At 64.1% G+C, this 25653-nt stretch carries 22 protein-coding genes; 9 read left to right on the forward strand and 13 right to left on the reverse strand.

Going from position 1 to position 25653, the window contains the following annotated elements:
- Nucleotides 1-527: 527 nt before the first annotated feature.
- Complete coding sequence (locus AE618_RS28665; protein ID WP_210166444.1) at nt 528-842, forward strand: hypothetical protein; 315 nt, start codon at nt 528-530, stop codon at nt 840-842.
- A 22-nt stretch (nt 843-864) separates the two neighbouring features.
- Here AE618_RS28665 and AE618_RS06800 read toward each other — a convergent pair whose 3' ends face one another.
- Complete coding sequence (locus AE618_RS06800) at nt 865-1998, reverse strand: AGE family epimerase/isomerase (RefSeq protein WP_210166445.1); 1134 nt, start codon at nt 1996-1998, stop codon at nt 865-867.
- Between the two features lie 256 nt (nt 1999-2254).
- Here AE618_RS06800 and AE618_RS06805 point away from each other — a divergent pair, with 256 nt between their 5' ends.
- From AE618_RS06805 to AE618_RS06815, 3 genes are all read left to right on the forward strand, one after another.
- The gene (locus AE618_RS06805; RefSeq protein WP_054208305.1) at nt 2255-3694 is read left to right on the forward strand and encodes an exopolysaccharide biosynthesis polyprenyl glycosylphosphotransferase; all 1440 of its coding nucleotides are present in this window, start codon (nt 2255-2257) and stop codon (nt 3692-3694) included.
- A gap of 818 nt (nt 3695-4512) precedes the next feature.
- On the forward strand, nt 4513-5937 hold the full coding sequence (locus AE618_RS06810; RefSeq protein WP_054208306.1) for a mannose-1-phosphate guanylyltransferase/mannose-6-phosphate isomerase: 1425 nt from the start codon (nt 4513-4515) through the stop codon (nt 5935-5937).
- 93 nt (nt 5938-6030) lie between these two features.
- On the forward strand, nt 6031-6666 hold the full coding sequence (locus AE618_RS06815; protein ID WP_054208307.1) for a thermonuclease family protein: 636 nt from the start codon (nt 6031-6033) through the stop codon (nt 6664-6666).
- A gap of 58 nt (nt 6667-6724) precedes the next feature.
- On the opposite strand, the gene AE618_RS06820 is transcribed toward AE618_RS06815, so the two are convergent.
- The 5 genes from AE618_RS06820 to AE618_RS06840 form a co-directional block, all read right to left on the reverse strand.
- Nucleotides 6725-7618: a glycosyltransferase family 2 protein gene (locus AE618_RS06820; protein ID WP_248310779.1), complete on the reverse strand. Its 894-nt coding sequence runs from the start codon at nt 7616-7618 to the stop codon at nt 6725-6727.
- Between the two features lie 573 nt (nt 7619-8191).
- Complete coding sequence (locus AE618_RS06825) at nt 8192-9151, reverse strand: hypothetical protein (protein ID WP_156330153.1); 960 nt, start codon at nt 9149-9151, stop codon at nt 8192-8194.
- On the reverse strand, nt 9148-10695 hold the full coding sequence (locus tag AE618_RS06830) for a GMC oxidoreductase (protein ID WP_054208310.1): 1548 nt from the start codon (nt 10693-10695) through the stop codon (nt 9148-9150). Before AE618_RS06830 ends, AE618_RS06825 begins: the two co-directional genes overlap by 4 nt.
- Entirely contained in the window at nt 10692-11498 is an 807-nt protein-coding gene (locus tag AE618_RS06835; protein WP_054208311.1) for an aldo/keto reductase, read from the reverse strand. The genes AE618_RS06830 and AE618_RS06835 overlap by 4 nt, the downstream gene beginning before the upstream one ends.
- A 123-nt stretch (nt 11499-11621) precedes the next feature.
- Nucleotides 11622-13421 (reverse strand): acyltransferase family protein, encoded by a 1800-nt coding sequence (locus AE618_RS06840; protein WP_082365058.1) that lies wholly within the window; start codon nt 13419-13421, stop codon nt 11622-11624.
- 305 nt (nt 13422-13726) lie between these two features.
- Between AE618_RS06840 and rfaE1 the strand changes: the two genes are divergently transcribed.
- The 3 genes from rfaE1 (at nt 13727) to AE618_RS27855 (ending at nt 16625) form a co-directional block, all read left to right on the forward strand.
- Complete coding sequence (gene rfaE1 / locus AE618_RS06845) at nt 13727-15253, forward strand: D-glycero-beta-D-manno-heptose-7-phosphate kinase (RefSeq protein WP_248310780.1); 1527 nt, start codon at nt 13727-13729, stop codon at nt 15251-15253.
- Complete coding sequence (gene rfaD / locus AE618_RS06850; RefSeq protein ID WP_054208313.1) at nt 15250-16224, forward strand: ADP-glyceromanno-heptose 6-epimerase; 975 nt, start codon at nt 15250-15252, stop codon at nt 16222-16224. The genes rfaE1 and rfaD overlap by 4 nt, the downstream gene beginning before the upstream one ends.
- Nucleotides 16225-16442: 218 nt before the next feature.
- The gene (locus AE618_RS27855; protein ID WP_210166446.1) at nt 16443-16625 is read left to right on the forward strand and encodes a hypothetical protein; all 183 of its coding nucleotides are present in this window, start codon (nt 16443-16445) and stop codon (nt 16623-16625) included.
- Between the two features lie 109 nt (nt 16626-16734).
- Here the strand turns inward: AE618_RS27855 and AE618_RS06855 are convergent, their stop codons facing one another.
- The 4 genes from AE618_RS06855 to gmd all read right to left on the reverse strand — a co-directional run bounded on the left by AE618_RS06855 (nt 16735) and on the right by gmd (nt 20309).
- Nucleotides 16735-17841, reverse strand: coding sequence for an SGNH/GDSL hydrolase family protein (locus AE618_RS06855; protein WP_054208314.1), 1107 nt, complete (start codon nt 17839-17841; stop codon nt 16735-16737).
- A gap of 10 nt (nt 17842-17851) precedes the next feature.
- Nucleotides 17852-18208: a hypothetical protein gene (locus AE618_RS28430; RefSeq protein ID WP_054208315.1), complete on the reverse strand. Its 357-nt coding sequence runs from the start codon at nt 18206-18208 to the stop codon at nt 17852-17854.
- Nucleotides 18209-18295: 87 nt separating this feature from the next.
- Entirely contained in the window at nt 18296-19243 is a 948-nt protein-coding gene (fcl, locus tag AE618_RS06865; RefSeq protein ID WP_054208316.1) for a GDP-L-fucose synthase, read from the reverse strand.
- Nucleotides 19233-20309, reverse strand: coding sequence for a GDP-mannose 4,6-dehydratase (gene gmd / locus AE618_RS06870; RefSeq protein ID WP_054208317.1), 1077 nt, complete (start codon nt 20307-20309; stop codon nt 19233-19235). The genes fcl and gmd overlap by 11 nt, the downstream gene beginning before the upstream one ends.
- Before the next feature lie 621 nt (nt 20310-20930).
- Here gmd and AE618_RS06875 point away from each other — a divergent pair.
- Nucleotides 20931-22187, forward strand: a complete 1257-nt coding sequence (locus AE618_RS06875; protein ID WP_054208318.1) for a WcaI family glycosyltransferase — start codon at nt 20931-20933, stop codon at nt 22185-22187.
- 98 nt (nt 22188-22285) lie between these two features.
- On the opposite strand, the gene AE618_RS06880 is transcribed toward AE618_RS06875, so the two are convergent.
- The 3 genes from AE618_RS06880 to AE618_RS06890 all read right to left on the reverse strand — a co-directional run bounded on the left by AE618_RS06880 (nt 22286) and on the right by AE618_RS06890 (nt 24492).
- Nucleotides 22286-22561, reverse strand: coding sequence for a hypothetical protein (locus AE618_RS06880; RefSeq protein WP_054208319.1), 276 nt, complete (start codon nt 22559-22561; stop codon nt 22286-22288).
- Nucleotides 22562-22930: 369 nt separating this feature from the next.
- A complete protein-coding gene (locus tag AE618_RS06885; protein ID WP_054208320.1) occupies nt 22931-23185 on the reverse strand; it encodes a hypothetical protein in 255 nt (84 codons plus the stop codon).
- Between the two features lie 212 nt (nt 23186-23397).
- Entirely contained in the window at nt 23398-24492 is a 1095-nt protein-coding gene (locus tag AE618_RS06890) for a LacI family DNA-binding transcriptional regulator (protein WP_054208321.1), read from the reverse strand.
- A gap of 117 nt (nt 24493-24609) precedes the next feature.
- On the opposite strand from AE618_RS06890, the gene AE618_RS06895 reads away from it, so the two are divergent.
- On the forward strand, nt 24610-25626 hold the full coding sequence (locus AE618_RS06895; RefSeq protein ID WP_054208581.1) for a TRAP transporter substrate-binding protein: 1017 nt from the start codon (nt 24610-24612) through the stop codon (nt 25624-25626).
- Nucleotides 25627-25653 lie beyond the last annotated feature (27 nt).

Below are 25653 nucleotides of genomic sequence, written 5' to 3' on the forward strand. Positions count from 1 at the left end.
TCGCAGTGGAACGACCTATCTCCAAGCGCAGGAGACCACAATCCCATGGTAGAATGTTATGGTTAATAATTTGTTGCCCTGGCGCAACATCGCGTCGCGAAATGGAGTCAGAGGCAGCCTAAAAAATAGGCAATTGTCATCTAATTTAGATTTTCCAGACGGCACCGCGGAATGTTACCATGCCAAAGCCAGTATTCCCGCGCTTTTCGCGCACTCATAGAGTGCATGCCGCCGTCATTAGCCATCTTCCAGGTTAGTCAGCTTCGATCATGACGTTTACCACGTTTGGACAGTTAAGTCGGCTCGCCATTTTCGCGTTTTGCCTCATCGTCGTCTCGCTGCTGCAGCATCGGACGCCCTCTCAAGCCCAGCCCAAGCCGGACCGCTCCGCCCCCGGCACCATCGGAGCGACCGCGGAAAGCGTCGGATGGCGGCTCACCCGATCGAGCGTCCCGGGCGGCGGCACCACCGCTTCGATCCTGCGCACTGCCGACCCCGGCAGCTCCGATGTGGATGTGGCTGGGCTCATGTTCCGCTGCGCCGAGAACGGCACCGATGCCTTGTTCATCGTTCTGTCCCCTTTCGGCCCGGCAGCGAAACCGACAATTGCGCTCGATCTGGGCGGCCTGCGCTTCGAAACGGAAGCCTCGGTGCTCCCCTCCGGAGCCGGGCTCCTCGTGCCGCGCGACATGCTCTCCCTATTCGCTGCGCCCGAAAAGATGATGGCGGATCTGAGCTTCGTCATCAGCGAAGGCGGCAGGCGCTTCAGCGGACGCATCGCGAAGCTCTATGCCGCTCCCGCCCTGGCGCGCCTCCAGACGGAATGCTCGCAGCCGCGCTAGAGCGCCTTCAAGCGACGCGACGCTACGCTGCCGCCGTCCCCGAAGCGGCCTCGGCCTCAACGGCCGCCCCGAAGATGTGGTAGAGCGAGCTTGCCGGAATGGTGTTCAGCATCGGCTTGCCGGCCTCGTCGAATTGGTCGATCCAGCCGCCGGGCACCGGCCTGCCGAGATAGCCATCCATCAGCATCGACAGGGCATGCGTCGCCTTGGCGCCCGCTCCTTCGCGGCCGATGCGCTGTTCCGAAAGCCAGGCCTTGGCCCATTCCGTCTGGGGCCAGAGACGCCGGCTGCGCCGACGCGGACGTCCTTCGACATCCGTCTCGTCGATCAGGAAACCGCCCCCCGTCCCGCTGCCCGCCTCGGCCGCGTCGATGAGGGCCGAGGCGAGCGGCCCCGCCGGCAAACCAGCCGCCACCTCGTAGCGGCGCAGCAGCCAGCACCATTCCGACTGGTGGCCGGGCTCGACGATACGGCCTTCATCGCCGGCAGCCGGTTGCCAGCCGTCGTCGAAGAACTCGCGCAGCATCGGCGCCGGTTTGAGGAAGCGCGCCTCCAGCATCGCGTGCAGCCGGCGAGCCCGTTCCAGTGCCCCGGGATAGGCAATGGTCTCGTGCAGGGCGAGCATCGCCTCGAAAAGATGCATGTGCGGGTTCTGCCGTCGCGGCAGGCTTGGCGGCACGCCCTCGCGATAGGAGCCATCCGGCGCCAGCATCGCCTCGTCGAGGAAGGCGAGGACCTGCCCGATCAATCCATGAACCTGCGTGTCGCCGCTCGCCTTCGCATACCAGCCAAGCGCCAGGAGCACGAAGGCGTGGTCATAGGTGTCGCGCAGCGGGTTCGCGACGCTGCCATCTGCTTCCAGCAGATGCACGAAACCCGGCCTTCCATCGACGGCATGCGCCTTGTCGACCAGCCAGTCGAGCACATCGCCCGCCAGACCGAGCCCGTCGAACCAGCCGAGATCGGCGGCATGGGCATAGCAATAGATCTGGCGCGCCTGGACCCGCACACGCTTGGGAACGCCGATATCGGCCGTCCCGTCCCAGCGCAGCCGCTCATGCACTCCGCCAGAAAGCGTGTCCCGGCCAACCGTGGCCCAAAGCGGCAGCGCTTCGTTGCAGAGCCAGCGGGCCAGTGTCGAACGCGGCGAAGGCATCGCGGTCCCTTTGTCATCCATCCCCATCGCTTGCCGATGCGGCCTGCGATTGGCGCCGGCTCCCCTGCAATGGTCAAGCCCGCGCCACATCGGCCCTGTATCGATGGACCGCGCATCTGATCTGGCGCGTTTCATGCAGGTCGTGAAACCGAAACTTTCCAGACGGTTAACAAAATGACGAAACGTCATGGCAGTTGAAAGAAAAATCGAAACATCGTAGACGATCCGTTAATGCCGGCCACCGCTTAGGAAACCCATGGCGATCGATTTCACCGCCGCCGCGGCTACTGGCCGCGCCCGGAGCAGCTGGTTTCGCTACGATTCAATCGGGTCGTTCGTCGTTGCCGTCGACGTCGTTGCGATCGTCTGCGCCAGCGTGCTTACAGGCGTCGCCTATAGCGAACTGATGTCTGATTTGGCGGGCGAGGTCAGCGATTTCCTGGCGCTTGGCGTCCTGTTCGCCGCGCTCTTCGTCCCTCTCATGCAGTTGCGCGGGCTTTATCGGCCTATCGAGTTGCTCAAACCCCTGCGGCAGGTCAGCGGCGTGTTCACGCTGTGGGCAACCGTAGCCGGCTTCCTGATGCTGGTCGGCTTCTCCCTGAAGATGGGTCACACGGTCTCGAGGGGCGCGACGATCTCCTTCATCGTCTGCGGTGTAAGCCTGGTCGCAGGCCTGCGCTTCTTCTGGCGCGGGCTAATGGCCCGCGCACTGGAGAGCGGCGCCTTCGCCACCCGTCGCATCGCGCTGATTGGGGATGCGGCCCATCTCGACGACGGCAAGCTGGCGCACAGGCTCGCCCCCTTCGGATTGACGGTGGTCGCTCGCGTCGCTCTTCCCCTCGACGAGCCTCTCGACGACGAGGCCGTGCAGCGCTTCATCAACCAGGCCGCCTCGTCGCTACGCGGCTCGAACGTCGAGGAGGTCGTGGTCTCCTTCGACAGCAGCCGCCTCGACCTCGCCGGGCGCTTCGTCGCGGGACTGCGCATTCTGCCGCTGCCGATCCGCCTCGCGCTCGATCAACGGCTGGGCGACATCGTCTCCCGCCCGACGCAGAGCTTCGGCAATCTGGTCACCGTGGAGATGCATCGCGCCCCGATGACGCTGGCCGAGCGCGGCGCCAAGCGCGCGCTCGACGTGGTGATCGCCAGTTCGGCGCTGTTTCTGATCTCGCCGCTGCTGATCCTGACGGCGTTGGCGATCCGGCTCGACGGTCCTGGCCCGGTCCTGTTCCGGCAGACCCGCAACGGCTTCAACAACCGCCCGTTCCGCATCCTCAAATTCCGCAGCATGCGCGTGATGGAAGACGGCGCCGTCGTTCGGCAGGCCTCTCGTCATGACGACCGCGTCACCCGCGTCGGCAGGCTGATCCGCCGGCTCAGCATCGACGAGTTGCCGCAGCTCTGGAACGTCCTGCGCGGCGAGATGTCGATCGTCGGCCCGCGGCCGCATGCCCTGGCGCATGATGCTCATTTCGAGAAGCTGATCGGCGACTACCCTTACCGCCAGCACGTCAAGCCCGGCCTGACCGGCTGGGCCCAGGTCAATGGCAGCCGGGGAGAGACGCCGACGACCGACAGCATGGCCGAGCGCGTGCGGCTGGATATCTGGTATGTCGAGAATTCGAGCATCTGGCTCGATCTGCGGATCATCCTGCGGACCTTCACCGCTCTATTGAACGTGAAGTACACCTACTGAGGCGCACCGCGCCCGTCTCCAGGCCGATGAGCATTCGGGTCTGACAGGCTGAAGGGCGACGATGTGCGGCGCGGCAGCCGGCACACGATCTAGTCGATCGCCGGAGCGGCGTCGGCCATCTCCAGGAACACCGCCATGCAGGCCAGATTCACGATGGCCAACCACATCATCACTGTCATGACGCCGTCCTGGCATCTTGAGGAGCGAACGGGCCGCCAGGGCCCGTCGGGCGCTACGCGCCGTCAAACAACGTGGCGAACCTAGATCGGCGGAGCTTAACAAATAACTCCGCGAAGCCGGGATGACGAGCGATGGAAAACGAAATGATAATGCGTTTTACCGCCGCGTTGTCTTAATCCAGCGCATCACGAGCGACGTTAGACATAGTCATTCGACTTTTTATTTAATATGAAGGTTGACGAGTGGTTTATCCCGAACATTAAGCTTAACTGAACTCGATTTTTCGAAGTCGACCCCACCGAAAGCATATGATGTGACTGATCTTGCGACGGTCTCGTCGCCCGCAGCCGCCACATCGCATCTCGGCCGTTGAGACACTTTGAACAGGTGACGCCGTGGGGGCCTCCGGATTGTCGAGGCCGTGGCACGAAACATGCCCGTTGCGCGGTATGTCGCGAGGAAAACGAGGTCGGATGTCTCTCGCCGGATCGCGCGCTGACGCAACCTTGTTGACTCCGCCCTGTCACATCGCGGCGCCAGTGATATGTCCCATGGCAGCGGTCCTGCGGTTTGCCGCAGGCTCACATGAACCGGCGCTGGAAACGCTTCCGGTGGTCTACCGTCGATAAGGAGAAGAGATGACTTCGAATGCAACCGGATTGGTTCGCCCGGTCATCATGTGCGGCGGCTCGGGCACCCGCCTGTGGCCCGCTTCGCGCGAGGCGTTCCCGAAGCAGTTCGCGCCGCTGATCGGCGAGCTCTCGACCTTTCAGGAGACGTTGGCGCGCGTCAACGACCCCTCGCTGTTCGGCAGGCCGCTGGTTATCACCAACAAGATCCATCGCTTCATGGTGGAGCGTCAGGTCGCCGAGATCGGGCTCGAGGCCGACATCCTGCTCGAGCCGGTGGCGCGCGATTCCGGCCCGGCGATCCTGGCCTCCAGCCTCTATATCGCCGAGCACAGCCCCGACGCTCTCGTCCTCGTGCTGGCCGCCGACCATGTCGTGCTCGACGTTCCGGCATTTCGCGCGGCAGTGGCAGCGGGCATTGAGGCGGCGCGCGCCGGCAAGATCGTGACCTTCGGCATCATCCCCAGCAGCCCGGCCACCGGCTACGGCTATATCGAGGCGGGCGCCACCGTCGCCGGCGAGGCGCGCGCGGTCGCCCGCTTCGTCGAGAAGCCCGATCACGAGACAGCGCTGCGCTACGTCGCCTCCGGCTATCTCTGGAACTCCGGCAACTTCCTGTTCGAGCCTGCCACGATCATCGACGAATATGCCGGTCATGATGCGGACAGCGTCGCCGGGGTTCGTGCCGCAGTCGCCGGAGCGAAGACCGATCTCGGCGTGCCGGTGCTGGACGAAGCCAGCTTCCTGAGCGCCAAGAAAATCTCGATCGACTATGCCGTGATGGAGCGGACGGCGCATGCCGTCGTCGTTGGCGGCGACTTCGGCTGGTCCGACATCGGCGGCTGGGACGCATTATGGGCCGTCTCGCCGCAGGACGCCTCGTTCAATGCGGCAACCGGCGACGTCACCTTTATCGACACCACCGGCAGCTATGTTTCGAGTGAAGGGCAGCTCGTCGCGGTGCTTGGCATGACCGACACCGTCGTCGTCGCGACGAGGGACGCCGTACTGGTCGCAGACAAGGCGCGCTCGGGCGAGATCAAGGGCCTGGTCGACACGCTCAAGAAGGCAGGTCGCATCGAGGCGACCCATCATGCACGCGTCTACCGGCCCTGGGGCTGGTACCGCACGCTTGAACAGCAGGACCGCTTCCAGGCCAAGCGCATCGTCGTCTATCCCGGCGGGCAGCTCTCGCTGCAGAAGCACCTGCATCGCTCCGAGCACTGGGTCGTCGTCAAGGGCACGGCCCGCATCACCGTCGATGACAGCGTCCGCGACCTTTCCGAGAACGAATCGATCTATATTCCGCGCGGGGCGATTCACCGGCTCGCCAATCCCGGCCGGATCGATGTCGAGATCATCGAGGTCCAGACCGGGAGCTATCTCGGCGAGGACGACATCATCCGCTTCGAAGATGTCTACAACCGGGCCTGACGAGAGACGGTTTTCCGGAACGGACTGGGCATGGCATTTGGCAGGCGCCGCGGAAGAGGGCGAAGGGGGCTTTGGCCCAGGCTGCTGACGACGATGGCGATCGCGGCTGCGGCGGCCGGAGCCGTCGTGATCGCTCTCGAGCAGTTCGACCCGGCAGCGCTGGCGCCGCTGGGAGACTCGGTCGTTCAGTCCCAGCCGATCGATACGCCGGCGTCCTCGCCTTCAGCCCAGGCGACAGATCTCGCCGCCGCCCCCCAGGCTGCGCCGGAACAGGCAGCCAAGCTCCAGGACAGCCTTGCCGTCGCGCCTGAGCCGGAGCCCAGCTACGACGACGTCGAACTCGAGCCACCCTTCATGATCGTCGATGGGCAGCGCTTCACGGCAGGGAAATGGGCGATCTCTGTCCAGGACGTGCTCGGTCCGCATCGCGATGCGATCTGTCTTGACCGGAAGGACGAGCTTTTCGCCTGCGGGCTGCAGGCGCGCGCCGCGCTGTCGAATCTGCTGCGTGCTGGCAAGGTCAACTGTCATGTCCGGCTGCCGCCAATGCATGGCCGTTTCGAATCGTCCTGCACCGTCGGCGACGCCGATCTCGCCGAGGCGCTGGTCGGCGGTGGCTGGGTGCGCCCGACGAGACCCGACGAGCGGCTGGACGCCGCGATGCGCAAGGCACGCGACGCACAAGCCGGTCTCTGGAACGGCGGCTGGACGATCCGGCGGCAGCCGTAACCGCCTGCCATCCGACCGGCCTCCAGACCGGTGCGTGCCCGGCCGGGCCGGTCGCGCCTTACAGCGTGTGCCCTGTCAGGCTCGCCAGTTCCTTGCGGATCTCGGCAGGGTCGCTGAGATGGGCAATGCCTCGACGCAGTTCCTCGACTTTCGAGCCGACGAGGAAGCGGTACCAATAGCCTTGAAGGAAGTGATAGATCGCACCCTCTCGCCCGTCGAGAAAGCCGAGCTGCAGGAAATAACGGACAACGAAATACCCCAGCGTCGAGAACTCGAAGGGCAGCTTGTTGTAGAAGCGCTCCTTCAGGAAGCGCGTCGACGCGGCATGCATCGAGGTGTTCCCCCTCCCTAACGCCTCGTCGCGCGGGAACAGCTTAAGCTGCTGGTTGAGGATATCCAGCGCCTCCCGCGTGGCGTATTTGTTGTGCTTGTTCGTGAAAAAGGTCAGGTCGTTGAGGTTGTGATCCGAAAACCCGCCCGTGAACGTCACTGCGCGGCCTTCGGTGAGCAGCATGTGCTCATCCATCCAGCGCTGCTCGATGCGGCCCTTCCCCGTCCGCCATATCCGCAAAAGGATTTGGGGATAGCGGCCGCCAAAACGTAGCCACCGCCCCATGAAGATAATCTTGCGCTTCAGATTGACCCCGGTAACCTCGGGCGGAAGTTGTGGCAGCTTGACCTTGATCTCAGCAACCAGATCGGGCTCGACGATCTCGTCTGCGTCCAGACGCATGACCCAGTCAGCCGTGATCGGAGCGTTGTCCATCCCCCATTGGAACTGCTGTGCGTGATTGACGAAAGCATTCTGCAGCACCGAGGCCCCCATCGAGCGGGCCAGTTCCTGCGTGCCATCCGTCGATCCGGAATCGATGACAAAGATTTCAGATGCAATATCGCGCACCGACGCCAAGGCGCGCGGAAGGTGCTTTGCCTCGTTGAAGGTCAGCAGCACGACGGCAAGCCTGCTGGACGAAGACGGACTCATTTCGGCGAAACGAGGTTCATGTCCACAAGGAGGGCGTGCCCTGTCGGTTTTTCGCCCATAACAGCCATTTGTAGTTCCCCAGTTCGCAACAGGGTCAACGAGCCGACGTCAGACCTCGACGTCGGGCAGACCAGATTTCCAAGTGCGGCCCGCATCAGCGCTCCGGTTTGAAGCATTGAACGCTCGCAGACCATCGGTGTCCTTCTTCCCCCCCGGGAAAATTGTTCCTGCTGATCGTCTCATCCACAGCCACGTCTCTTCTTTCAGAGCCATGCTGCCACACTCAAGTCCCAATCGATATCATGTCAGCCATCATCGACGCTGCACCGTGCGATGCGTCAGCCCAGCAGGTTAATCGTTTCACAGAGCCAATGCCGCGATGCAAGAACCGGCCCGTCCTCCGTTCGATTATGGCCCGGGCGATCCTAGCGCTTCAATGACGAAGGTCGCATGAAGGTGGGCTCGGGCAGGCGGCCGGAGCCGGGTCGATCCAAAAACCTGCCGCCATGTCCTGCAAGGGTCAGCGCCCTTGCCCTGCGCTCATCCATCATGATGCAGGGACACGATGCGATAGGGCGTCTGATGGATCCCGGTGACGAGAGAGGTACTGGGAACCCGCTCCGTCGCGCGCACCGCCGCTCTGGCGCGGTCGAGATAGCCTCGGTCGATCCGCCAGCGGGCAAGTTGGCCGCGATTGCGCCAGACGATCTCGTCGCCGTCCCGGAGCGTCTCGTCGAGCACGAATTCGACTTTCGGCAACGCGGCCCCGTCATGGGCCATGGCCGGAAAGGCCCCGAGCGTGAAATCGTCATCGAAGATCGCCAACGGAATCCCGCGGGCCCGGGCCTCCAGCAGCCGCCGCGCCTGATCGACGTGATCGTCGAAATACACCAGGATTTTCTTGCCCGCGTAGGGCGCTAGGTCGAAGGTGGTCCAGTCCGCCTCCACATAGGTCACCGTAGGCAGGCGCAGCTTGAGGTTCGACAGGTCGATGTCGAAGCTGGCGACCTTGGCCGCAGGCGCGCCGCGCGACAGGGCCCAGGAACTCGCCCCCGTATAGGTCCCGCTGTCGATGATCAGGTCGGGCTCGATGCTGCGGGCGAGGAGATGGAGCCACAGGCAATTGTTGTAGCGGCTCTCCCCCAGCTGCCGCCGGAAGGGAGAATCCAGGAACGCGGCGTAGAACGTCGCGATCTCCGCGGTCAGATCCGGCAGTGGCTTGGCCACAAACAGCGTCTGCCGCTCGAGCCATGGTGCGATCTGCGCGGCCATCGCGCCGTGCATGGCCGCGAGATGCGTCGGACTTTCGAGCCGATCGTCGAAATCGAAGGATCGCGGCTGAAGCTGCCATCCCGCCGCGCCTATGACGCCATTGACCGACCGTAGAAGCGCGCTGCGCCAGCTCATATCGAATCCCTTTGTTGTATCGGCTGGGCGGGCCTCACGAACGGCCCTCTCCAAGCCATGGAGACGGAGGGCGAAGCGCGCGCCAAAACTCACTCAGTGACTTTGAAAACCTTCTTGAGGCGCTGCACGCTGCGCTGCGCCAAAAGCAGGAGCATGAGAGTTGGGTTCGCGCCTCCACCGTTCGGGAGGACCGAGGTTGAAAGCACCGTGATGTTTGGGATCCGGAATAGGTTCAGGTTTCGATCCACGACCGCTTTGGCCGGCTCGTCACCCATCCGGGTCGAGCCGGTGGGATGATAGATTCCACCCCCTTTGGACAAGTCGCGCTCCGCGTCCTCGTCTGGCCTGCGGACGAAACGCGCCAGCCGAGACAAAGGTGATTGATCCCAGCTCTTCTGGAACGCATCCCCCGCCCTCCGAAGAGCCGCGATGTCGATCTCCGATATCGACCAGTCGATCTCTGCCAATGGCTGCCCGAAGACGTCTGTCCGTGTCGCGGAAAGGCTGATGCGGTTGTCCGGCCGAGGCGCCTGTTCGATGACCATATGCACATGAAGGCGGGCGCCTTCCGGGAAGAGGAGCCGCTTTTCGATGAACCGCCACCAGACCGCTTTGAAGAGCCAGGGCGCGCCGCGCACGAGCCGCAGGAGGGTGTTGATATTGGGCAGCCGTCGCCGCTGGACCGCCCGGAATGCGTCGCGGAGCGCATCAAAACCGCCGGTGGTTTCCTTGTCGAAACCGATATGAACGAAATGGGGCGGAACCGTCTCGCGAAACGGTGACTCGTTGGCGAGCTCGAAGCGCAAGTTGCGCATCGTTCCTCCAGCCTCGAAGCGAAATCCGATCAAGCGATTAAGGGAACGAAGGTCCGCATCCTTGAGTTCACCGATGGCGACGGACAGATGGTCGTGAAAATAGCGGCCGATCTGATCGTCCGGAGCGCAGGCCGCTCCACCGTTTTGCCTGTCCATCAAGAGAAGCAGACGCGTCGTCTCTATCGCCCCCGCGGCCAGGACGATCTCCTGGGCACGCACCGTGATGCTTGAGCCGCATGAGGCCCGCCCCGTCACAGAGATGAGCCGTCCGTTTTCGACCTCGAAATCGGTCGCGGTCGCGTTCAGCCAAATGCTGGGGCCCGCCTCCGACGCGATCTCTGCGGCGAACAAGTTGGCGACGTTTCTCTTTGCGAAGGGCGGCCATTTCGCGAGGCGAGCCACATAGTCAGACGCTGTGGCGCCGAGCACGTCGGCAGTCTCGTAGCTGCCTGCCTGCAAGCCGAAAAGCCGCTCCACCGCAGGGAGATGCGAGAGAATTTCGGAGTGCTCGATGGGCCAAGCTCTCCTCTTCAGGTCTCCCTCCAGGAACGGGATCAGCGCCCCGCCCCACCGCGTCGAACTGCCTCCGAGGCAGCGAAAGCGGCCATGCGCCGCTCCGGAATAAACCGACCGAGTTTGCACGACCTCGTTCAGCGGATGCTCGTCGGCATCCTGGTGCTCCGCTCCAGATTCCAGACAGATGACCTTCAGGCCGGCCTTGGCGAGCTCTGCGGCGATGACCAGCCCGACCGTTCCCGCCCCGATCACGAGGACATCGGCATCGGCCGATACCGCCCCCTGCTGAGTCAGGTTGCGGATCACGCCGCGCGCTCCAGCCAACGGGCGTATTGAGACAGTCGCGCGGCGCGCTTGGTGCTGACGATGATGGACCCCGTCGTGTTGCGCGCGAGAGCCTGCCGCATGATCGTCTCGACGGGCTGTGCATCGCCACGCGCCTGCGCCGCGGACACGTAGCCATAGGTGATCTGCATCGGTCTGCCGTGGCTCGAGAGAACGGAGGCCTCGTGCTTGTCAAGGCTGTCGGCCATCTGGACCACCTGTGTCGGACTGCCGGGCGTCTGCAAGAATGGCAGCAGCTTGTCCTGCGTCGAGGCGATCCCGAAATACCGGATGGACCCCGCCTTCACTTTGGTTTCCAGCCAGTTTGTCCATTCCGCAACCCGCAGCAGCTCGATGCGAGGCTCGTGCAGCATGTAGATGTCGATGTGGTCTCGCCCCAATCTGCGCAGGCTGCCCGCAAGAGAGCGCTCGGCTCGATCGAGGTCGAAGCTGGTGGTGGGACGGGCGAGAGCTTTCACAACCTTACCGCCTGCTTTGCGCAGCAGAACCGAGACAGCACTCTGATCTTCGCCGCCTGGCGAATAAATGCCGACCTTGGTGGTGATCGTCACGCGAGGATGCGCTTTCAGCACCGATGACAAATCGCGTTCCGCAGTGCCAAAGCCGTAATAGGGCGCCGTATCGACATGAGTAAAGCCTTGGTCTATCGCCGCCTCGAGCAACCGGACCCTCTCGTTTGCCGATCCGACGTTGAAAAGACTTGCCGTTCCGAAAATGAATTTCGAAACGGTGAGGTCTGTGCCGGGGATCGTGATGCTCTGCATCTAGACCATCCATTCCATACGATCGGAGCCAAACGTCACGGTAGCCTTAGCCCGCCATGCCGGATTTGCTGCTTCACATCGCCACTTATACATCTTGTCCTCGATAGTGCGCGCCTGCCGTGGTCATGACTGCAGTCTCGGATCGGCGAAGACCAGCTTGCCGAGATATTGCGCGCCCGCCTTGGTCAGATGGCGCGTGTCCTGGCTGATGAACATCTTCTCGGGAGTGAAGACCGGGACCGCGCCCTGCCCGTCCTGAATATGCGAGATGACCGGGATGAAGCGCTTGCCGAACGTCGCCGCCGCCAGCTTGTCTGCCGCTTCGACCTCGGGCAACGGGCGCGTCCGATAGACATAACGCTCATTCGAGGGCAGCAGCATCACCGCATTGTTGTTCCAGCCGAAGCTCTTGGTTCCCAGGACCAGAGTGATACCGGGCTTCAGTGCATCGAGTTCCGCGACACGGTCGCGCACGCAAGGCACGCGATCGACCTCCAGATCCGTGGCCCAGACGATCAGATCGGCATTCCGCGTCAATTGCTTGAGCGCCGGCGTGATCGGGACGCAGTCGCTGCTTTCGCTGTAGCTGAGATAGCCTGGTTTAAACGCCCCGGCTTCCAGACCCATATTGAGGAAATCTCTTGCAAACGAGTTCCCGATCACCAGCACGCGCCTGCGGTCGGATGCATCTGGCAGCGCAACCCCCCTGAATTGCCCGGGCTCGCTGTTATAGATCTTGTTCTGCTGCGGCCCGAAATGGGGGTCCTTCGCGGCCAGTTCCGGCCAACGCGCCTGAAAGCCCGAACTGAAATACATCGACAGCCCAACGCCGACGATCAGGACGGACGGGACCGCAGCAAAGGCCAGGGCACGCGGGAACGAGATGCGGCGGCGATCACGGAATGGCGTCTCGACGAAGCGCCACGACAGATAGGCCATGCCGAACACCAGCACGCACAGCGACAGCATCAGCCAGAGCGGCGGCTCCGAGAAGGAGGACAGCCGCGCGAAGACGAGCACCGGCTGATGGTACAGATAGGCGCTGTAGCTCAGCAGCCCGATGAAAACGACCGGGCCGGCACTCAGCATGCGGCCGGCGATCCCCTCCCTCGAGCCATAGGCCAGGACTGCGCAGGTGCTCAGCACCGGAACCAGCGTGTGCCAGTTCGGCATCGACTTCGAGGGGTTGGTCAGGACGATCGAAGCCAGCAGTCCGATCAGCCCGATCAGCGTGAATGTCTCGCGACGGCCATCGCTGGGGCCCGATGCGGCGCGCAGCCGCGGTTCGATCAGCGCGACGATCGCGCCCGCGCCAAGTTCCCATGCGCGCGAGAAGACAAGGTAGAAATTCGCGTTCGGACGGGCCCCCGAAAGCCAGAGCGAAACGATGAAGCTGGCCAGCGTCATCACGCAGGCAAAGACCAGCAGCCCCTTGTCGCGCAGCAGCCGGTAGCTCGCCCACATCAGCAGCGGCGCGAAGACATAATATTGTTCCTCGACACCGAGGCTCCAGGTGTGCAGGAGCGGCTTCAGCTTGCTCTCGAGATCGAAATATCCCGCCGTCAGAAGCAGCAGGATGTTGTTGGCGAAGAGAACGGTCGCCACCAGCGACTGCCCGTAATTTTCCAGGTTGCCCGGCAGCATCAGGAGAAACGCGACCGGCGTGCAGAGCAGCATCATGACGTACAACGCCGGCAGAATGCGCCGCATGCGTCGGTCATAGAAGCCAAGCAATGAAAATGTGCCCGACCGGAACTCGCGCTGCAGGATACCCGTGATCAGGTATCCGCTGATCACGAAGAAAATATCGACGCCAAGTATCCCGCCGTGGAGTGACGGAACACCGGCATGAGCGGCAATGACCGCTAGAACCGCTATCGCCCTCAGCCCGTCGATTTCCGGCCGATACGTTGTCGACGCCAAGGGATCCTCCGGTCAAAAATGCCGCTTTGAGCGAAGGTGACGATCGCACACACTATCTGAGCGGAAAAGTGCTGCGATGCAACATCTCGCATATACCCGACGGCCCGATCCCGTAACTCGTTCTTGTTGCTGCTATAGTTACTGCCGGAGGCGGCACGCGATGCTTTCCGGGCCGTGAGCCGCTCCAAGTCCCCCGCCAACGCTTTCGCAGGCCCCGATGGCTCGTCGACGCCGCCTCGTGGACGAGCGACATCGATGCCGCAGTGCGAAGTATTGGCTCTGCGCCGGAAATCGTGGATACGAAGATGACGAAACGTCGTCGCGCGGCCGCCTGCATCTCCCTGGACTGGTTCACAATGGCTCTCGAACGCTTCGACCGGATCGCCATTGCCGTCATCGGCGACGTCATGCTCGACTGCTATGTCCATGGCGCGGTCGATCGTATCTCGCCAGAGGCCCCGGTGCCGGTCGTGCGGGCCCGCAACCAGCGCGAGCTGCCGGGCGGCGCCGCCAATGTCGTGACCAACATCGCCTCGCTCGGCGTGCGCGTTCAGGCGGTGGGGCTGACCGGCGCCGACGATGCCCGCGACGGCTTGCTCGCCGCCCTGGCGACGTCGGGTCTCGTCGAGACCTCCGGCCTCGTCGCCGACGGCGCCCGCCCGACCACACGCAAGCTGCGCATTCTTGCCGGTGGACAGCAGATGATCCGCGTCGATTACGAAGAGACCGGAGCCGTCCCGCCAGCCGTCGAGGCGGCTTTGGCGACGGCGGCCACCAGCGCGATCGCCGCCTGCGACATCGCGATCCTCTCCGACTATGGCAAGGGCGTGCTCTGCGATGCGGTCATCACCGCCGCGATCGCGGCGGCGCGGGCGCAGGGACGGCGCATCATCGTCGATCCCAAGCGCCGCGACTGGTCGATCTATGCCGGCGCCTCGGTCCTCACGCCCAACCGCCGCGAACTGAGCGAGGCGACCGGCCTGCCCTGCGACAGCGACGCCGAGGTCGTGACCGCAGCTGCCCGCGCCCATGCCGCGACCGGCGCCGACATCCTCGTCACGCGCTCGGAGAAAGGCATGTCCTTCATCCCGGTGACGGGCACGCCGATCCATCTCGCCACCGTCGCGCGTAACGTCTTCGACGTCTCCGGCGCCGGCGACACCGTCATCGCCGTTCTGGCCGCCAGCCTCGCTGCCGGCTTCGAGATCGGCTCGGCGATGAAGATGGCCAACCATGCAGCGGGCATCGTCGTCGGCAAGGTCGGTACCGCCACGGTCTCCCGCCGCGAAATCGCCGAGGCTGTCGAGCCATCGATCGCTCCCGAGGATGCCACCGATGGTCGCCCGCTGTCGCTCGACCAGGCTGTTGCGCTGCGCACGGCCTGGGCGCGGCAGGGACTGAGCGTCGGCCTCGCCAATGGCTGCTTCGACCTGATCCATCCCGGCCATGTCTCGCTCATCCGGCAGGCTGCCAACTCCTGCGACCGCCTGATCATGGCACTCAACGCCGATTCCTCGGTCAAGCGACTGAAGGGGCCAAGCCGCCCGTTGCAGGACGAAGAGGCCCGTGTCGAGGTCATCGGCGCGATGAAGGGCGTTGCCGCCGTCATCCTGTTCGCGGAGGATACGCCGCTCGCCATCATCGAGGCGCTGCAGCCCGACGTCCTGGTCAAGGGCGCGGACTACACCGAGGATCAGGTCGTCGGCGGGCATATCGTCAAGGCGCGCGGCGGCCGCGTTGTGCTGGCTCAACTGATGCCCGGCCACTCCACCACCCGCCTCGCCGCCGGCGGACAGAGCGCCGTCCCGGCGCAGACGAAAGTCCCCGCATGATCATCGTCACCGGCGGCGCCGGCTTCATCGGCTCGAATCTCGTTGCGACGCTGAACGCGCAAGGGCGCAGCGACATCGTCATCGTCGATGTGCTCGGCAGCGAGGGCAAATGGCGCAACATCGCCAAGAGCCGCTTCGTCGATATCGTCTTCCCCGACGAGGTCGAGGCCTTCCTCGCGGGGCGGCCTGCCGCCGATGCCGTCTTCCACATGGGCGCGAACTCCTCGACCACAGCCACCGACGCCGACGACATCCTGCGCACCAACCTGCGCTCCTCGATGCAGTGGTGGCGCTGGTGCGCCCGCACGCGGACGCCGCTGATCTACGCCTCCTCTGCGGCGACCTATGGCGACGGCGCTCAAGGCTTCCTCGACGATGTCGAGACGCTGGACGGCTTGCGCCCGCTCAACCTCTATGGCTGGTCGAAGCACGCTTTCGACCGCTGGGCGCTGGGCGCGGAAGCCGGGGGCGAAAGCCCGCCGCATTGGGCCGGGCTCAAGTTCTTCAACGTCTACGGCCCCAACGAGTACCACAAGGGCGACATGCAGAGCCTCGTCGCCAAGAACGCCGCCATCATCGCAGCCGGCGACCCGGTGACGCTCTTCCGCTCGCACAAGGACGGCTATGCCGATGGCGAGCAGCTTCGCGATTTCGTCTATGTCGCCGACTGTGTCTCGGTCATGCTCTGGCTCTGGCAGCAGGCCGGCACGAGCGGCCTCTTCAACCTGGGCACCGGCGCCGCCCGCTCGTTCAAGGACCTGATGGAGGCCACCGCGGCGGCAGCCGGCAAGCCGCTCGAGGTCCAGTACCGCGACATGCCGCTCTCGATCCGCGCCAACTACCAGTATTTCACCCAGGCCGAGATGGGGAAACTGCGCCAGGCCGGCTACGACAAGCCGTTCTGGACTCTGGAACAGGGCGTCGCCGACTATGTCGGCAACCATCTCCTGACGGCGGACGCCTATCGCTGACGTCCGATCGCGTCGGCCTGCGGCGCTGCCCATGGGGTCCACCGTCGACGTCCTGAACGCATTCTCACGGAACCGTCATCAAGCCGCCATATTGCAGTGCAACAAAATTAACTACCGCATGGCACAATACTTGCTGAAATGCAGGCATTGAAATGATCCGGGCCGTCGCCCGGCAGCGCTGCAAACGCTGTTGAGGCCGGCCTCATGGGAGATTTCACATGACGACGTCGCAAATGGATGCCTCTGCCTGGTCCCAAACCGCGCAAATCGGCACTTCGGAGACGCTTCCCGCCAAGCAGGGCCCGAACTGGGCCGTTGCCTTGATCGGCGTCGGGGCGGTTCTGAATGTCGGCTGGGTCGCCCTCGTTGCCTTCGTTGCAGTCAAATTGATCATTCTCTGATCGGATCGCGCGCCTTTCAGGCTTCATCCAAATCACGAGCCATCTGGAACCCGACGGTTCCAGATGGCTTTTTCAGATGCGCGCTCGCTTGCGGTTCGCGCAGGCTGCATCACAGGCCGAGCGAGGTCAGCTTTGCCTGCACGGATGTCTTGACGATCTCGTAGCCGGCATCATTCAGATGCACGGGGTCGGAACGGTTTGCCAACGCGATCGTCCCATCCGGCTCGGTCGCAAGCGCGGCGAACAGGTCGATCGTCTGCGAATAGGCCGCCCTGATCGCCGTGTTCGCGGCCAGGATGGCGGTGTGATTGGCACTCCCCGTGACTTCGGTCGACGAGGGCGTGATCGTGCAGGGCAGATAGCTCGCGCCAGACGCCATATTGGCGGCAGCCCTTGCATGCTGTGCCATCACCGTGGCCGTCAGGTCGCCCGCGACACCGACATCGTTACGCCCGAACCATCCGATGACGATGCCCGAACGCCCCATCACCCGATCGGCCAGCATCCGATCGACGACCTGCACGGAGGTCTGTCCGCCGATGCCGAAATTGCTGACGCCGCGCCCGGCCAAGGTCTGCCGCAGCCGGCTCGGCCAACCACCCGTCGGCGTTGTCGAACCGCTGCCAGCCGTCAGGCTGTCGCCCCAGCAGGACACGGCATTGGCCGGCAGGAGCTGACCGGGCCGGCCCGGCATGGCGCGTTGGGTCAGGCACATCCCGACCAGCCGACAGATGTCGCCATTTATCGGCCGGGCCTGAACGCGGATCGTCGTCTCGGTGGTGACATCGACCGTGGAGACCGAGGCCAAGGCGGCATGGCTGGCGAATGGCGCGCCCTGTCCGGCAGCCGGCGACAGCACGTCGTTGACATTCACGCTGTAGCCCAGCAACGATCCGCCGTCATTGGCGACCCAGACCGGCAGCTTGACGCTCGTGCAGCCGATCGCCGCGACCGGGAAGGCCTGGCCGATGACGACGCCGTTGACATCCAGCCTGATCGCACGTCCGGCAGCGGCAGGCGCCTGGAACTCGATCAGCAGATCGAATTCCAGCGTCGAACCTGGCTGAAAGGTCCCCGCCGGCAGGACGACTGGCCGCATCAGGTCGAACCAGACGGCATTGGAGGTCGGTCCCCAGACGGGGGCGCCCGGGCCGCAGGCGAGCAGGGTCCGGCAGCTGTCGCCGCCCGTCACGCGGGTCGGATTGAAAGCGTTCATCACCGCCCCCTTACGCGTAGAAGGCGAGCGAGCCCTTGCACGCCGCTGGCGCGCGCAGGCACAGATGCGTCGGTACGGTCGTTCCGTCTGCCAGCCGCTCCGGAATCCGCCGGCCGCCCGGATTGAGCTCGCTGCCCAAGCCGTCGCTGGTCGAGACCGACGGCAGCGCGAGCGGCGTCGTTGCCGTACCGGGCCTGGCGCGGAAGGATCCGTCGAAGCTGAACAGGACGAAGCGCGCGCCTGTCGGCAGCGCGATGCGGACCAGGACATCGGCGTCGAGCACGACGTCCTCGACATGGTCCGAGAAGGTCGGCGCCAGCGCGAGCCGGGCCGCGCTATGGGGAAAGGCTTCGTAAAAGTCGCGCATGATCGTCTCCCGTCGAGCGAGGCATCAGCCTACGCCCTGACGGGAGAACGGGGATAAGATTGCCCCGGCGGCGCGGAAACGCCGTGCTCAGGCGCGATTGGCCAGGAACCACCGATAGGTCTGACTGATGCCGTCCTTGAGCTCGATCTTCGGCGCCCAGCCCATGGCGCGCAGCCGGTCTGCGCTCATCAGCTTGCGCGGCGTTCCATCGGGCTTGCTCGTATCCTTGACGATCTCGCCCGTGAAGCCGACGACCTCGCAGACGGCTTGCGTCAGCTCCAGGATGGTCACGTCCTCGCCCGAGCCGATATTGACATGCTCGAAGCCGGAATAGGTCTTGAGCAGGTGAACCAGCCCGTCGGCGCAATCGTCGACATGCAGGAACTCGCGCCGCGGCGTGCCCGTGCCCCAGATCGTGATCTGGCTGTCGCCACGCTGCTTGGCCTCATGCGCCTTGCGCAGCAGAGCCGGCATGACATGGCTCGACTGAAGGTCGAAATTATCCTCCGGCCCGTAGAGATTGGTCGGCATCGCCGAGATGTAGTCGCAGCCATACTGCTTGCGATAGGACTGGGCGAGCTTGATGCCGGCGATCTTGGCGATCGCATACCACTCATTGGTGGGCTCGAGCGGCCCGGTCAGGAGCGAATCCTCCTGGATCGGCTGCGGCGCAAGCTTAGGATAGATGCAGCTCGAGCCGAGGAAGAGCAGCTTGCCGACACCCGCCTGGCGCGAGGCTTCGATGATGTTCGCCTCGATCATCAGGTTCTGATAGAGGAAATCGGCCGGATAGGTGTCGTTGGCAAGGATGCCGCCGACCTTGGCGGCAGCCACGATCACGACGTCCGGCTTGTTCTTTGAAAGCCAGTTTTCGGTCTGGTCCTGGCGCAGCAGATCGACGTCGCTGCGGCCGGCCGTCACGACCTCGCAAGCCTCGCTTTGCAGGCGGCGCACCAGCGCCGCCCCGACCATGCCGCGATGTCCCGCGACCCAGACGCGCTTGCCCGTCAGATCGAAAGCAGCCTCACTCGGCATTGCGGCGGCGCTCCTGCTGGACCACCTTCAGGTCGGACGCCACCATCTCCTCGCAGAGCTGCTGCCACTTGGTATCGTGCTTCCAGCCAAGCTTGGTGTGCGCCTTGGTCGGGTCGCCGATCAGCAACTCGACCTCGGTCGGGCGGAAGTAGCGCGGATCGATCTCGACCAGAACCTTGCCTGTCTTGGCATCCAGGCCCTGCTCCTCCACGCCCTCGCCCTTCCAGGCGATGTCGATGCCGACCTGCTTGAAGCCATGGCTGACGAAATCGCGCACCATCGTGGTCTCGCCGGTGGCCAGCACATAATCGTCCGGCTCGTCCTGCTGGAGCATAAGCCACATGCCGCGGACGTATTCGCGGGCATGGCCCCAGTCGCGCTTGGCGTCGAGATTGCCGAGATAGAGCTTGTCCTGATAGCCGAGATGCATCGCCGCGATGGCGCGCGTGATCTTGCGGGTGACGAAGGTCTCGCCGCGCAGCGGGCTCTCATGGTTGAACAGAATGCCGTTCGAGGCATGCATGCCATAGGCCTCGCGGTAGTTCACCACGATCCAGTAGGCGTAGAGCTTTGCGGCCGCATAGGGGCTGCGCGGGTAGAATGGCGTCTTCTCGCTCTGCGGAATCTCCTGGACCTTGCCGTAGAGTTCGGAGGTCGAGGCCTGGTAGAATTTCGTCTTGTTGGTCAGGCCGAGCAGGCGGATCGCCTCGAGCAGGCGCAGTGTGCCGGTGGCGTCGGCGTTGGAGGTGTATTCCGGCGTCTCGAACGAAACCTGCACATGGCTCTGGGCAGCGAGGTTGTAGATCTCGTCGGGCTGGACCTCCTGCACGATGCGGATCAGGTTGGTCGAATCCGTCATGTCGCCGTAGTGAAGGATGAAGCGCTGATCCTTCTCGTGCGGGTCCTGGTAGAGGTGCTCGATGCGGCCGGAATTGAAAGAGGAGGAGCGGCGCTTGATGCCGTGGACGATATAGCCCTTCTCGAGCAGCAGCTCCGAGAGATAGGCGCCGTCCTGCCCCGTGACGCCCGTGATGAGCGCGACCTTACCAAGCCCAGACCTGTCCATACCGTCCTCCAGATTTCGCTGGTCCGCCGTCGCGCACAAGCCTGACCGATGTCGCCACCATGCGCCCTGTTGGAACAGGGCTGGCCCGACGCTGCAATGCACAAATCACACATCCCGTAGCGGGAGGCAATCGTCTAAGGCGTCTGGCAGAATTGACGATAGGTAATGATGCATTAGGGTTACCGTCCTGCAAGGTCGCCCCTCTGCTGCCAGCCGGAAAACGCAGGCCTCACGAATTTGACATCGTTCCAGGCAATATCGAGCCTAATAATGTGAATGCGAGAGAAAACAACCGGAATGGGGCCCAATTCGGGGCATTCTGCGGTCACAGGTCCATGGCAAGAAAAATTACCCCCTGCTCCAGGCCTGTCAGCTTCTCGCTACCTGGGTCAGTTGGTTAACGTTTGCGACGGTCGGCGGGCGTCCTGCGCGCCGCGCACGAGACTTGCATTACCTCACGGCAGCGGCGATAGATTGAGAATTGTGCAGCGCGAAAACGCGCTCGGGCCAGCCATCACAGGTCCGTCGGACATCACTCCGACGAACGCATGATGTGCTGCCATGGCAGATGCGTCGGTGCGCTTTTCGGCGGGTTGGCTCGCTTGCCGGACGGAGTGAGAGATGACTCGGCTAGACACGCTGTTTTACGGGATGAACTACGCGCCGGAACCCACGGGCGTTGGCCTCTATTCCGGCGAAATCGGCGCCTTTCTGGCTGCGAAAGGCCAGGACGTCCTCGTCGTCACCGCGCCTCCGCATTATCCCGGCTGGCGTGTCGCACCACCTTATTCCGCCTCGCGCTACGCCTCGGAGACGCTCGCCGGCGTCAAGGTCATTCGCTGCCCGCTGCTGCTGCGCGACGAGATGCGCGGCTTCTGGCGTCTGGTTCCGCCGATCTCCTTTGCCGTGTCGTCACTGCCCGTCATCATCTGGCAGATTTTATGGCGGCGCCCCCGCGCGGTCTTCTGCGTCGAACCGACCCTGCTCTCGGCGCCGGCCGCGATCCTCGCCGCCAAACTCGTCGGCTCGCGCCTCGTGCTGCATGTCCAGGACCTGGAGATCGATGCGGCCTTCGCGGTCGGCCATCTCAAATCCGGCCTGCTTCAGAGGGCTGCCGGGCTGTTCGAGCGCCTGACGCTGAAAGCCTTCGACCGCGTGATCGCGATCTCGCACCGCATGGCGGATCGGCTCGCCGACAAGGGCGTCGCCCGCGACCGCATGTCGATCATCCGTAACTGGGTCGATCTCGGCCGGATCAGGCCGCATCTGGGCGAAAACAGCTATCGCGCCGAACTCGGCATCGCCGCCGAGACCAAGGTCGCGCTCTATTCCGGCAATATCGGCGCCAAGCAGGCGCTCGAGGTCGCATTCGAGGCAGCGAAGCTGCTGGCCGACCGCTCGGACATTCTCTTCGTGGTGGCGGGCGAGGGCCCGGAGAAGAAGCGCCTGTTCGCGCGTTATGGCAGCCTGCCCAATGTCCGCTTCCTGCCCTTGCAGCCGGCCGATCGGCTCTCGGAACTGCTGAGCCTGGCCGATGTCCACATCCTGCCGCAGCAGGCCGGCATGGCCGATCTCGTCCTGCCCTCAAAGCTCGCAGGCATGCTCGCCAGCGGCAAGCCCGTCCTGGTCACCGCTGACAAGGGCACCGAGCTTTACGATGTCCTCGACGGCACGGCCATTCTGGTACCGGCCGGCGATACGGCGGCGATGGCCCGCGAGATCGCCATATTGGCCGATACCGGCTCCCATCCCCAGCTCGGCGACGGCCGCAAGCTCGCGCAGATCTTCGCGCACAACGTCTGCCTGGAGCAGATCCGGGCGGAGGTGACGATCGATCTCGGCGCGGCCGAGAGCCGCCCGGCGACCGCCAAGAGCTGAAACACTGTAGTGGGGACCGTGCGATCGCTGCCGCCCACGGATTTGGTGCGCTAGCGAGACGACGGCACAGCCAAACCAGACACGGCCTCGCACCACCCTTACTGGTCGGGATCTGCGGACTCCGCTCTCGAACTGCCGATCCTGATGCGCGTCGCACCCGCATCATCGAGCAATTGCAGCATGTCCCAAAAGGCCTCGGGATCGGCTGTGCCAAAGTCGATGCTGATCGAATGGGGCTGAGCGATCATCGAATGAATCACGCCTGAAAATTCTGCCGTCTCGTCGTGTCGCTCGTCCTGGGGGTCGAACCAGAGCCGGAACCAACGCGACAGGCTCTCCGCTGGCAACGCGGCGAGATCGTGCTCGATGACCACATCGTCCCAACGCAGATGGTCGATTGACAGCGCGGCTCGGCCAAAGGAGCCGCCGATCGGCTCGAAAGAGAGGAAGCTGTCCGGCTGAAGCTCGACGACGATAGCTCCACCGTCGTTCTTGACGAAGTCGGCGCAGTAGAGCCGATCGTAGACTTGGCTGTGCTCGCCCAGTTGCAGCTTGACTTCGGACGCGCCACTGGTGCTGTTCGCCCGCTGCTGATCAGCAAAACTGCGAAACTGATCGACCTAATGATCGCGAATGCGAGCGATAAAGGCGGTCACGTCCATCGACGAAAAATGCCGTCACGTCCGGACTTTGGCAAGCCGCCATCCTCGACGACGCAACGCTTTCTATCTCACCGACAGCCTCTACTCGGCCAGCGCATCCTCGAAGCTCTGCGCGATGATCGGGTCGACACAGATCAGCGGCGTGTTCGGAAAGCCATGAGCTTCGAGCGTGATCGAACGGCTGACGAAGGATTTGTAGCCCAGCCAGGAGCCGATGACGCTGTCGCATCCGCCGCAGGACACAGGCGCATCATCGGCCAGGTCGGCCGGAATCGTGATCGAGGGAGAACCACATTCGCAGCAGGCGAAGTCGGCTCTCGCAGGCAAGTTGGACATGAATCGCTCCCCACTGCCGGTCAATCGATAAAATGGGACGGAGCAATATCGGGGCCAACCGCGACTGCCCGAATTCGGTACAGATCGCCCGGCTTTTGCTCTCGCGGCTCGGGTGACTTCGAGACCGGCGCATCTTTCTGCACCGTCTGCCGCTTGTTCGGGCGCCGCCCCCCTTCGCGGCGCCATCCGACCTCGCATTGTCCTTTCTCCCTCTACGGCAGGTTCTCGCGCAGCACGATCTCGGTGCGCGGCCGCTCGACGCCCTGCGAGGCCGGCCGGCCGGCGCGCAGATTGGCGAAGATCGAGACGCAATCCATCATCGCGGCCTGCGGGTTCTGGGTGATGACGGCGTCCATGGCCCCCTCGATCAGCAGGCTGCGCGTGTCGGGCGTCAGGCCGTGGCCGACGAAGACGACCTCGTGCTGCCGCCCTGACTCCTTCAGCGCCCGTGCGATGCCCTCCGGCCCTCCGCCGATATTGTAGATGCCGGCGAGGTCGGGATGCTGCGCCAGCAGCGTCTTCGTCTGGCGGTAGTTGCGCGCCTCCTCGTCATGGCCCTCGCGCAGGCCGACGACCTGAATCTGGGGAAACAGATCCTCGAACAGGTGCAGGAAGCCCATCTCGCGCTCCTCATGGGCGCGGTAGCTCAGGCTGCCGGCGATCATCGCGACCTTGGCGGGCTTCCGACCGATGAAGCGTGCCAGCAGGTAGCCGGCCGTGCGTCCCGCCGAGCGATTGTCGAGCCCGACATAGGCGACGCGCCTGGTGTTGGCGATGTCGGAGATCAGGGTCACCGCCGGCACGCCCCGATCCGCCAGCCAGTCGACCGCCTCTCGCACCGTCGGATGCTCCAGCGCCATGAAGGCGATGCCGTCGACGTCGCGCCCGACCTTCTTGAGATGCTGGGCCAGCAGTTCCGGCTTGAAGCTCTCGATATAATCGACCCGCGCGCGCATGTTGAACGAGGCGAGTTGGTCCTGGGACCCCGCGATCTGGCGCCCGACCATGGCCAGGAAGCGGTTCGACCCGGCCGGCAGCAGGAAGGCCAGGCGCAGCGGCCTGAGCGCCCCAGCAGGCAGGGCGTCGTCGATCGTGTAGCCGATCTCGCTGGCGGCCTTGAGCACGCGCTGCACCGTCACCGCGCGCACGCCGGGCCGCTGGTTCAGCACCCGGTCGACGGTGGCGGTCGAGACGCCGGCACGCGCGGCGACGTCATCGATCCGGGCCGAGGCGCGGCGCCGTGGCGCGCCTTCGACGAAAGTCTCATCCGACGCGGCCGCCGAAAGCGGGAGAATCCTGCGAACCATTCAAATCACATCAAAAAACATCAAGAATTGAGTTTGACGGGCATCACGACACCTTCCTATCGTCCCGGCAAGAAGACGGCAATCAATCAGATCGCAACGCGATCCAGGGAGGTTACGATGACTGAATTCACGCGCCGCAAGGTTCTGCACACGCTCGCCGCATCGACGGCGATCCCGCTGATCGGCATGCCTCACATCGCCCGCGCGGCCGAGTTCGAGCTGAAATACGGCAACAACCTGCCGCTCAGCCACCCGCTCAACATCCGCGCCCAGGAGGCGGCCGAGCGCGTCGCCAAGCAGACCAACGGCCGGGTCGAGATCAAGATCTTCCCCAACAACCAGCTCGGCGGCGACACCGACATGCTGAGCCAGGTCCGCAATGGCGGCATCACCTTCTTCACGCCCTCCGCGCTGGTCATCGCGACCCTGGTGCCGGTCGCCGCGATCAACGCGGTGGGCTTCGCCTTCGCCGACTACGATCAGGTCTGGAAGGCGATGGACGGCAAGCTCGGCGCCCATGTCCGCGAGGCGATCTCCAAGGTCAACCTCTTCGCCTTCGAGAAGATGTGGGACAACGGCTTCCGTCAGATGACCACCTCCGGCAAGCCTATCGAGCAGGCCAAGGACATGGCCGGCCTCAAGATCCGCGTGCCGGTCTCGCCGCTCTCGATCTCGATGTTCAAGGCGCTCGACGCCGCTCCCGCCAGCCTGCAGTTCTCGGAGGTCTATTCGGCCCTTCAGACCAAGGTGGTCGACGCGCAGGAGAACCCGCTGCCGATCATCCAGGTCGCCAAGCTCTATGAAGTCCAGAAGAACTGCGCGATCTCGAACCATATCTGGGACGGATTCTGGTTCATCGCCAATGGCCGCGCCTGGCGCGGCCTGCCGGCCGACATCCAGAAGATCGTGGGCGATGCCATCAACGATGCCGGCGTCAAGCAGCGCGGCGACATCAAGGCGTTGAACGACACCGTGCAGGCCGACCTCCAGTCGAAGGGACTCTCCTTCAACAAGACGAACCCGGAAAGCTTCCGGACCAAACTCCGCGACGCGGGCTTCTACAAGGAGTGGCAGGAGCGCTTCGGCGCCGAGGCCTGGGGCCTGCTCGAAGGGGCCGTTGGAAAGCTCGCCTGAACCGCGGGGTCGAGCCTATAAGGCGCA

The sequence above is a fragment of the Allobosea vaviloviae genome (genome assembly GCF_001298265.1).
GTDB classification, from domain to species: Bacteria; Pseudomonadota; Alphaproteobacteria; order Rhizobiales; family Beijerinckiaceae; genus Allobosea; species Allobosea vaviloviae_B.

Bases quoted from the DNA above. Each gene is read 5' to 3' on its own strand.
- AE618_RS06800 (WP_210166445.1), bottom strand. From the start codon at position 1,998: ATGCCTTCGCCGCGTTCGACACTGGCCCGCTGGCTCTGCAACGAAGCG.
- AE618_RS06805 (WP_054208305.1), top strand. From the start codon at position 2,255: ATGGCGATCGATTTCACCGCCGCCGCGGCTACTGGCCGCGCCCGGAGC.
- AE618_RS06875 (WP_054208318.1), top strand. From the start codon at position 20,931: ATGACTCGGCTAGACACGCTGTTTTACGGGATGAACTACGCGCCGGAA.
- fcl (WP_054208316.1), bottom strand. From the start codon at position 19,243: ATGCCGAGTGAGGCTGCTTTCGATCTGACGGGCAAGCGCGTCTGGGTC.
- AE618_RS06895 (WP_054208581.1), top strand. From the start codon at position 24,610: ATGACTGAATTCACGCGCCGCAAGGTTCTGCACACGCTCGCCGCATCG.
- AE618_RS06810 (WP_054208306.1), top strand. From the start codon at position 4,513: ATGACTTCGAATGCAACCGGATTGGTTCGCCCGGTCATCATGTGCGGC.
- AE618_RS28665 (WP_210166444.1), top strand. From the start codon at position 528: ATGTTCCGCTGCGCCGAGAACGGCACCGATGCCTTGTTCATCGTTCTG.
- AE618_RS06855 (WP_054208314.1), bottom strand. From the start codon at position 17,841: ATGAACGCTTTCAATCCGACCCGCGTGACGGGCGGCGACAGCTGCCGG.
- AE618_RS06885 (WP_054208320.1), bottom strand. From the start codon at position 23,185: ATGTCCAACTTGCCTGCGAGAGCCGACTTCGCCTGCTGCGAATGTGGT.
- gmd (WP_054208317.1), bottom strand. From the start codon at position 20,309: ATGGACAGGTCTGGGCTTGGTAAGGTCGCGCTCATCACGGGCGTCACG.
- AE618_RS06835 (WP_054208311.1), bottom strand. From the start codon at position 11,498: ATGCAGAGCATCACGATCCCCGGCACAGACCTCACCGTTTCGAAATTC.
- rfaD (WP_054208313.1), top strand. From the start codon at position 15,250: ATGATCATCGTCACCGGCGGCGCCGGCTTCATCGGCTCGAATCTCGTT.
- AE618_RS28430 (WP_054208315.1), bottom strand. From the start codon at position 18,208: ATGCGCGACTTTTACGAAGCCTTTCCCCATAGCGCGGCCCGGCTCGCG.
- rfaE1 (WP_248310780.1), top strand. From the start codon at position 13,727: ATGACGAAACGTCGTCGCGCGGCCGCCTGCATCTCCCTGGACTGGTTC.
- AE618_RS06890 (WP_054208321.1), bottom strand. From the start codon at position 24,492: ATGGTTCGCAGGATTCTCCCGCTTTCGGCGGCCGCGTCGGATGAGACT.
- AE618_RS06815 (WP_054208307.1), top strand. From the start codon at position 6,031: ATGGCGATCGCGGCTGCGGCGGCCGGAGCCGTCGTGATCGCTCTCGAG.
- AE618_RS27855 (WP_210166446.1), top strand. From the start codon at position 16,443: ATGACGACGTCGCAAATGGATGCCTCTGCCTGGTCCCAAACCGCGCAA.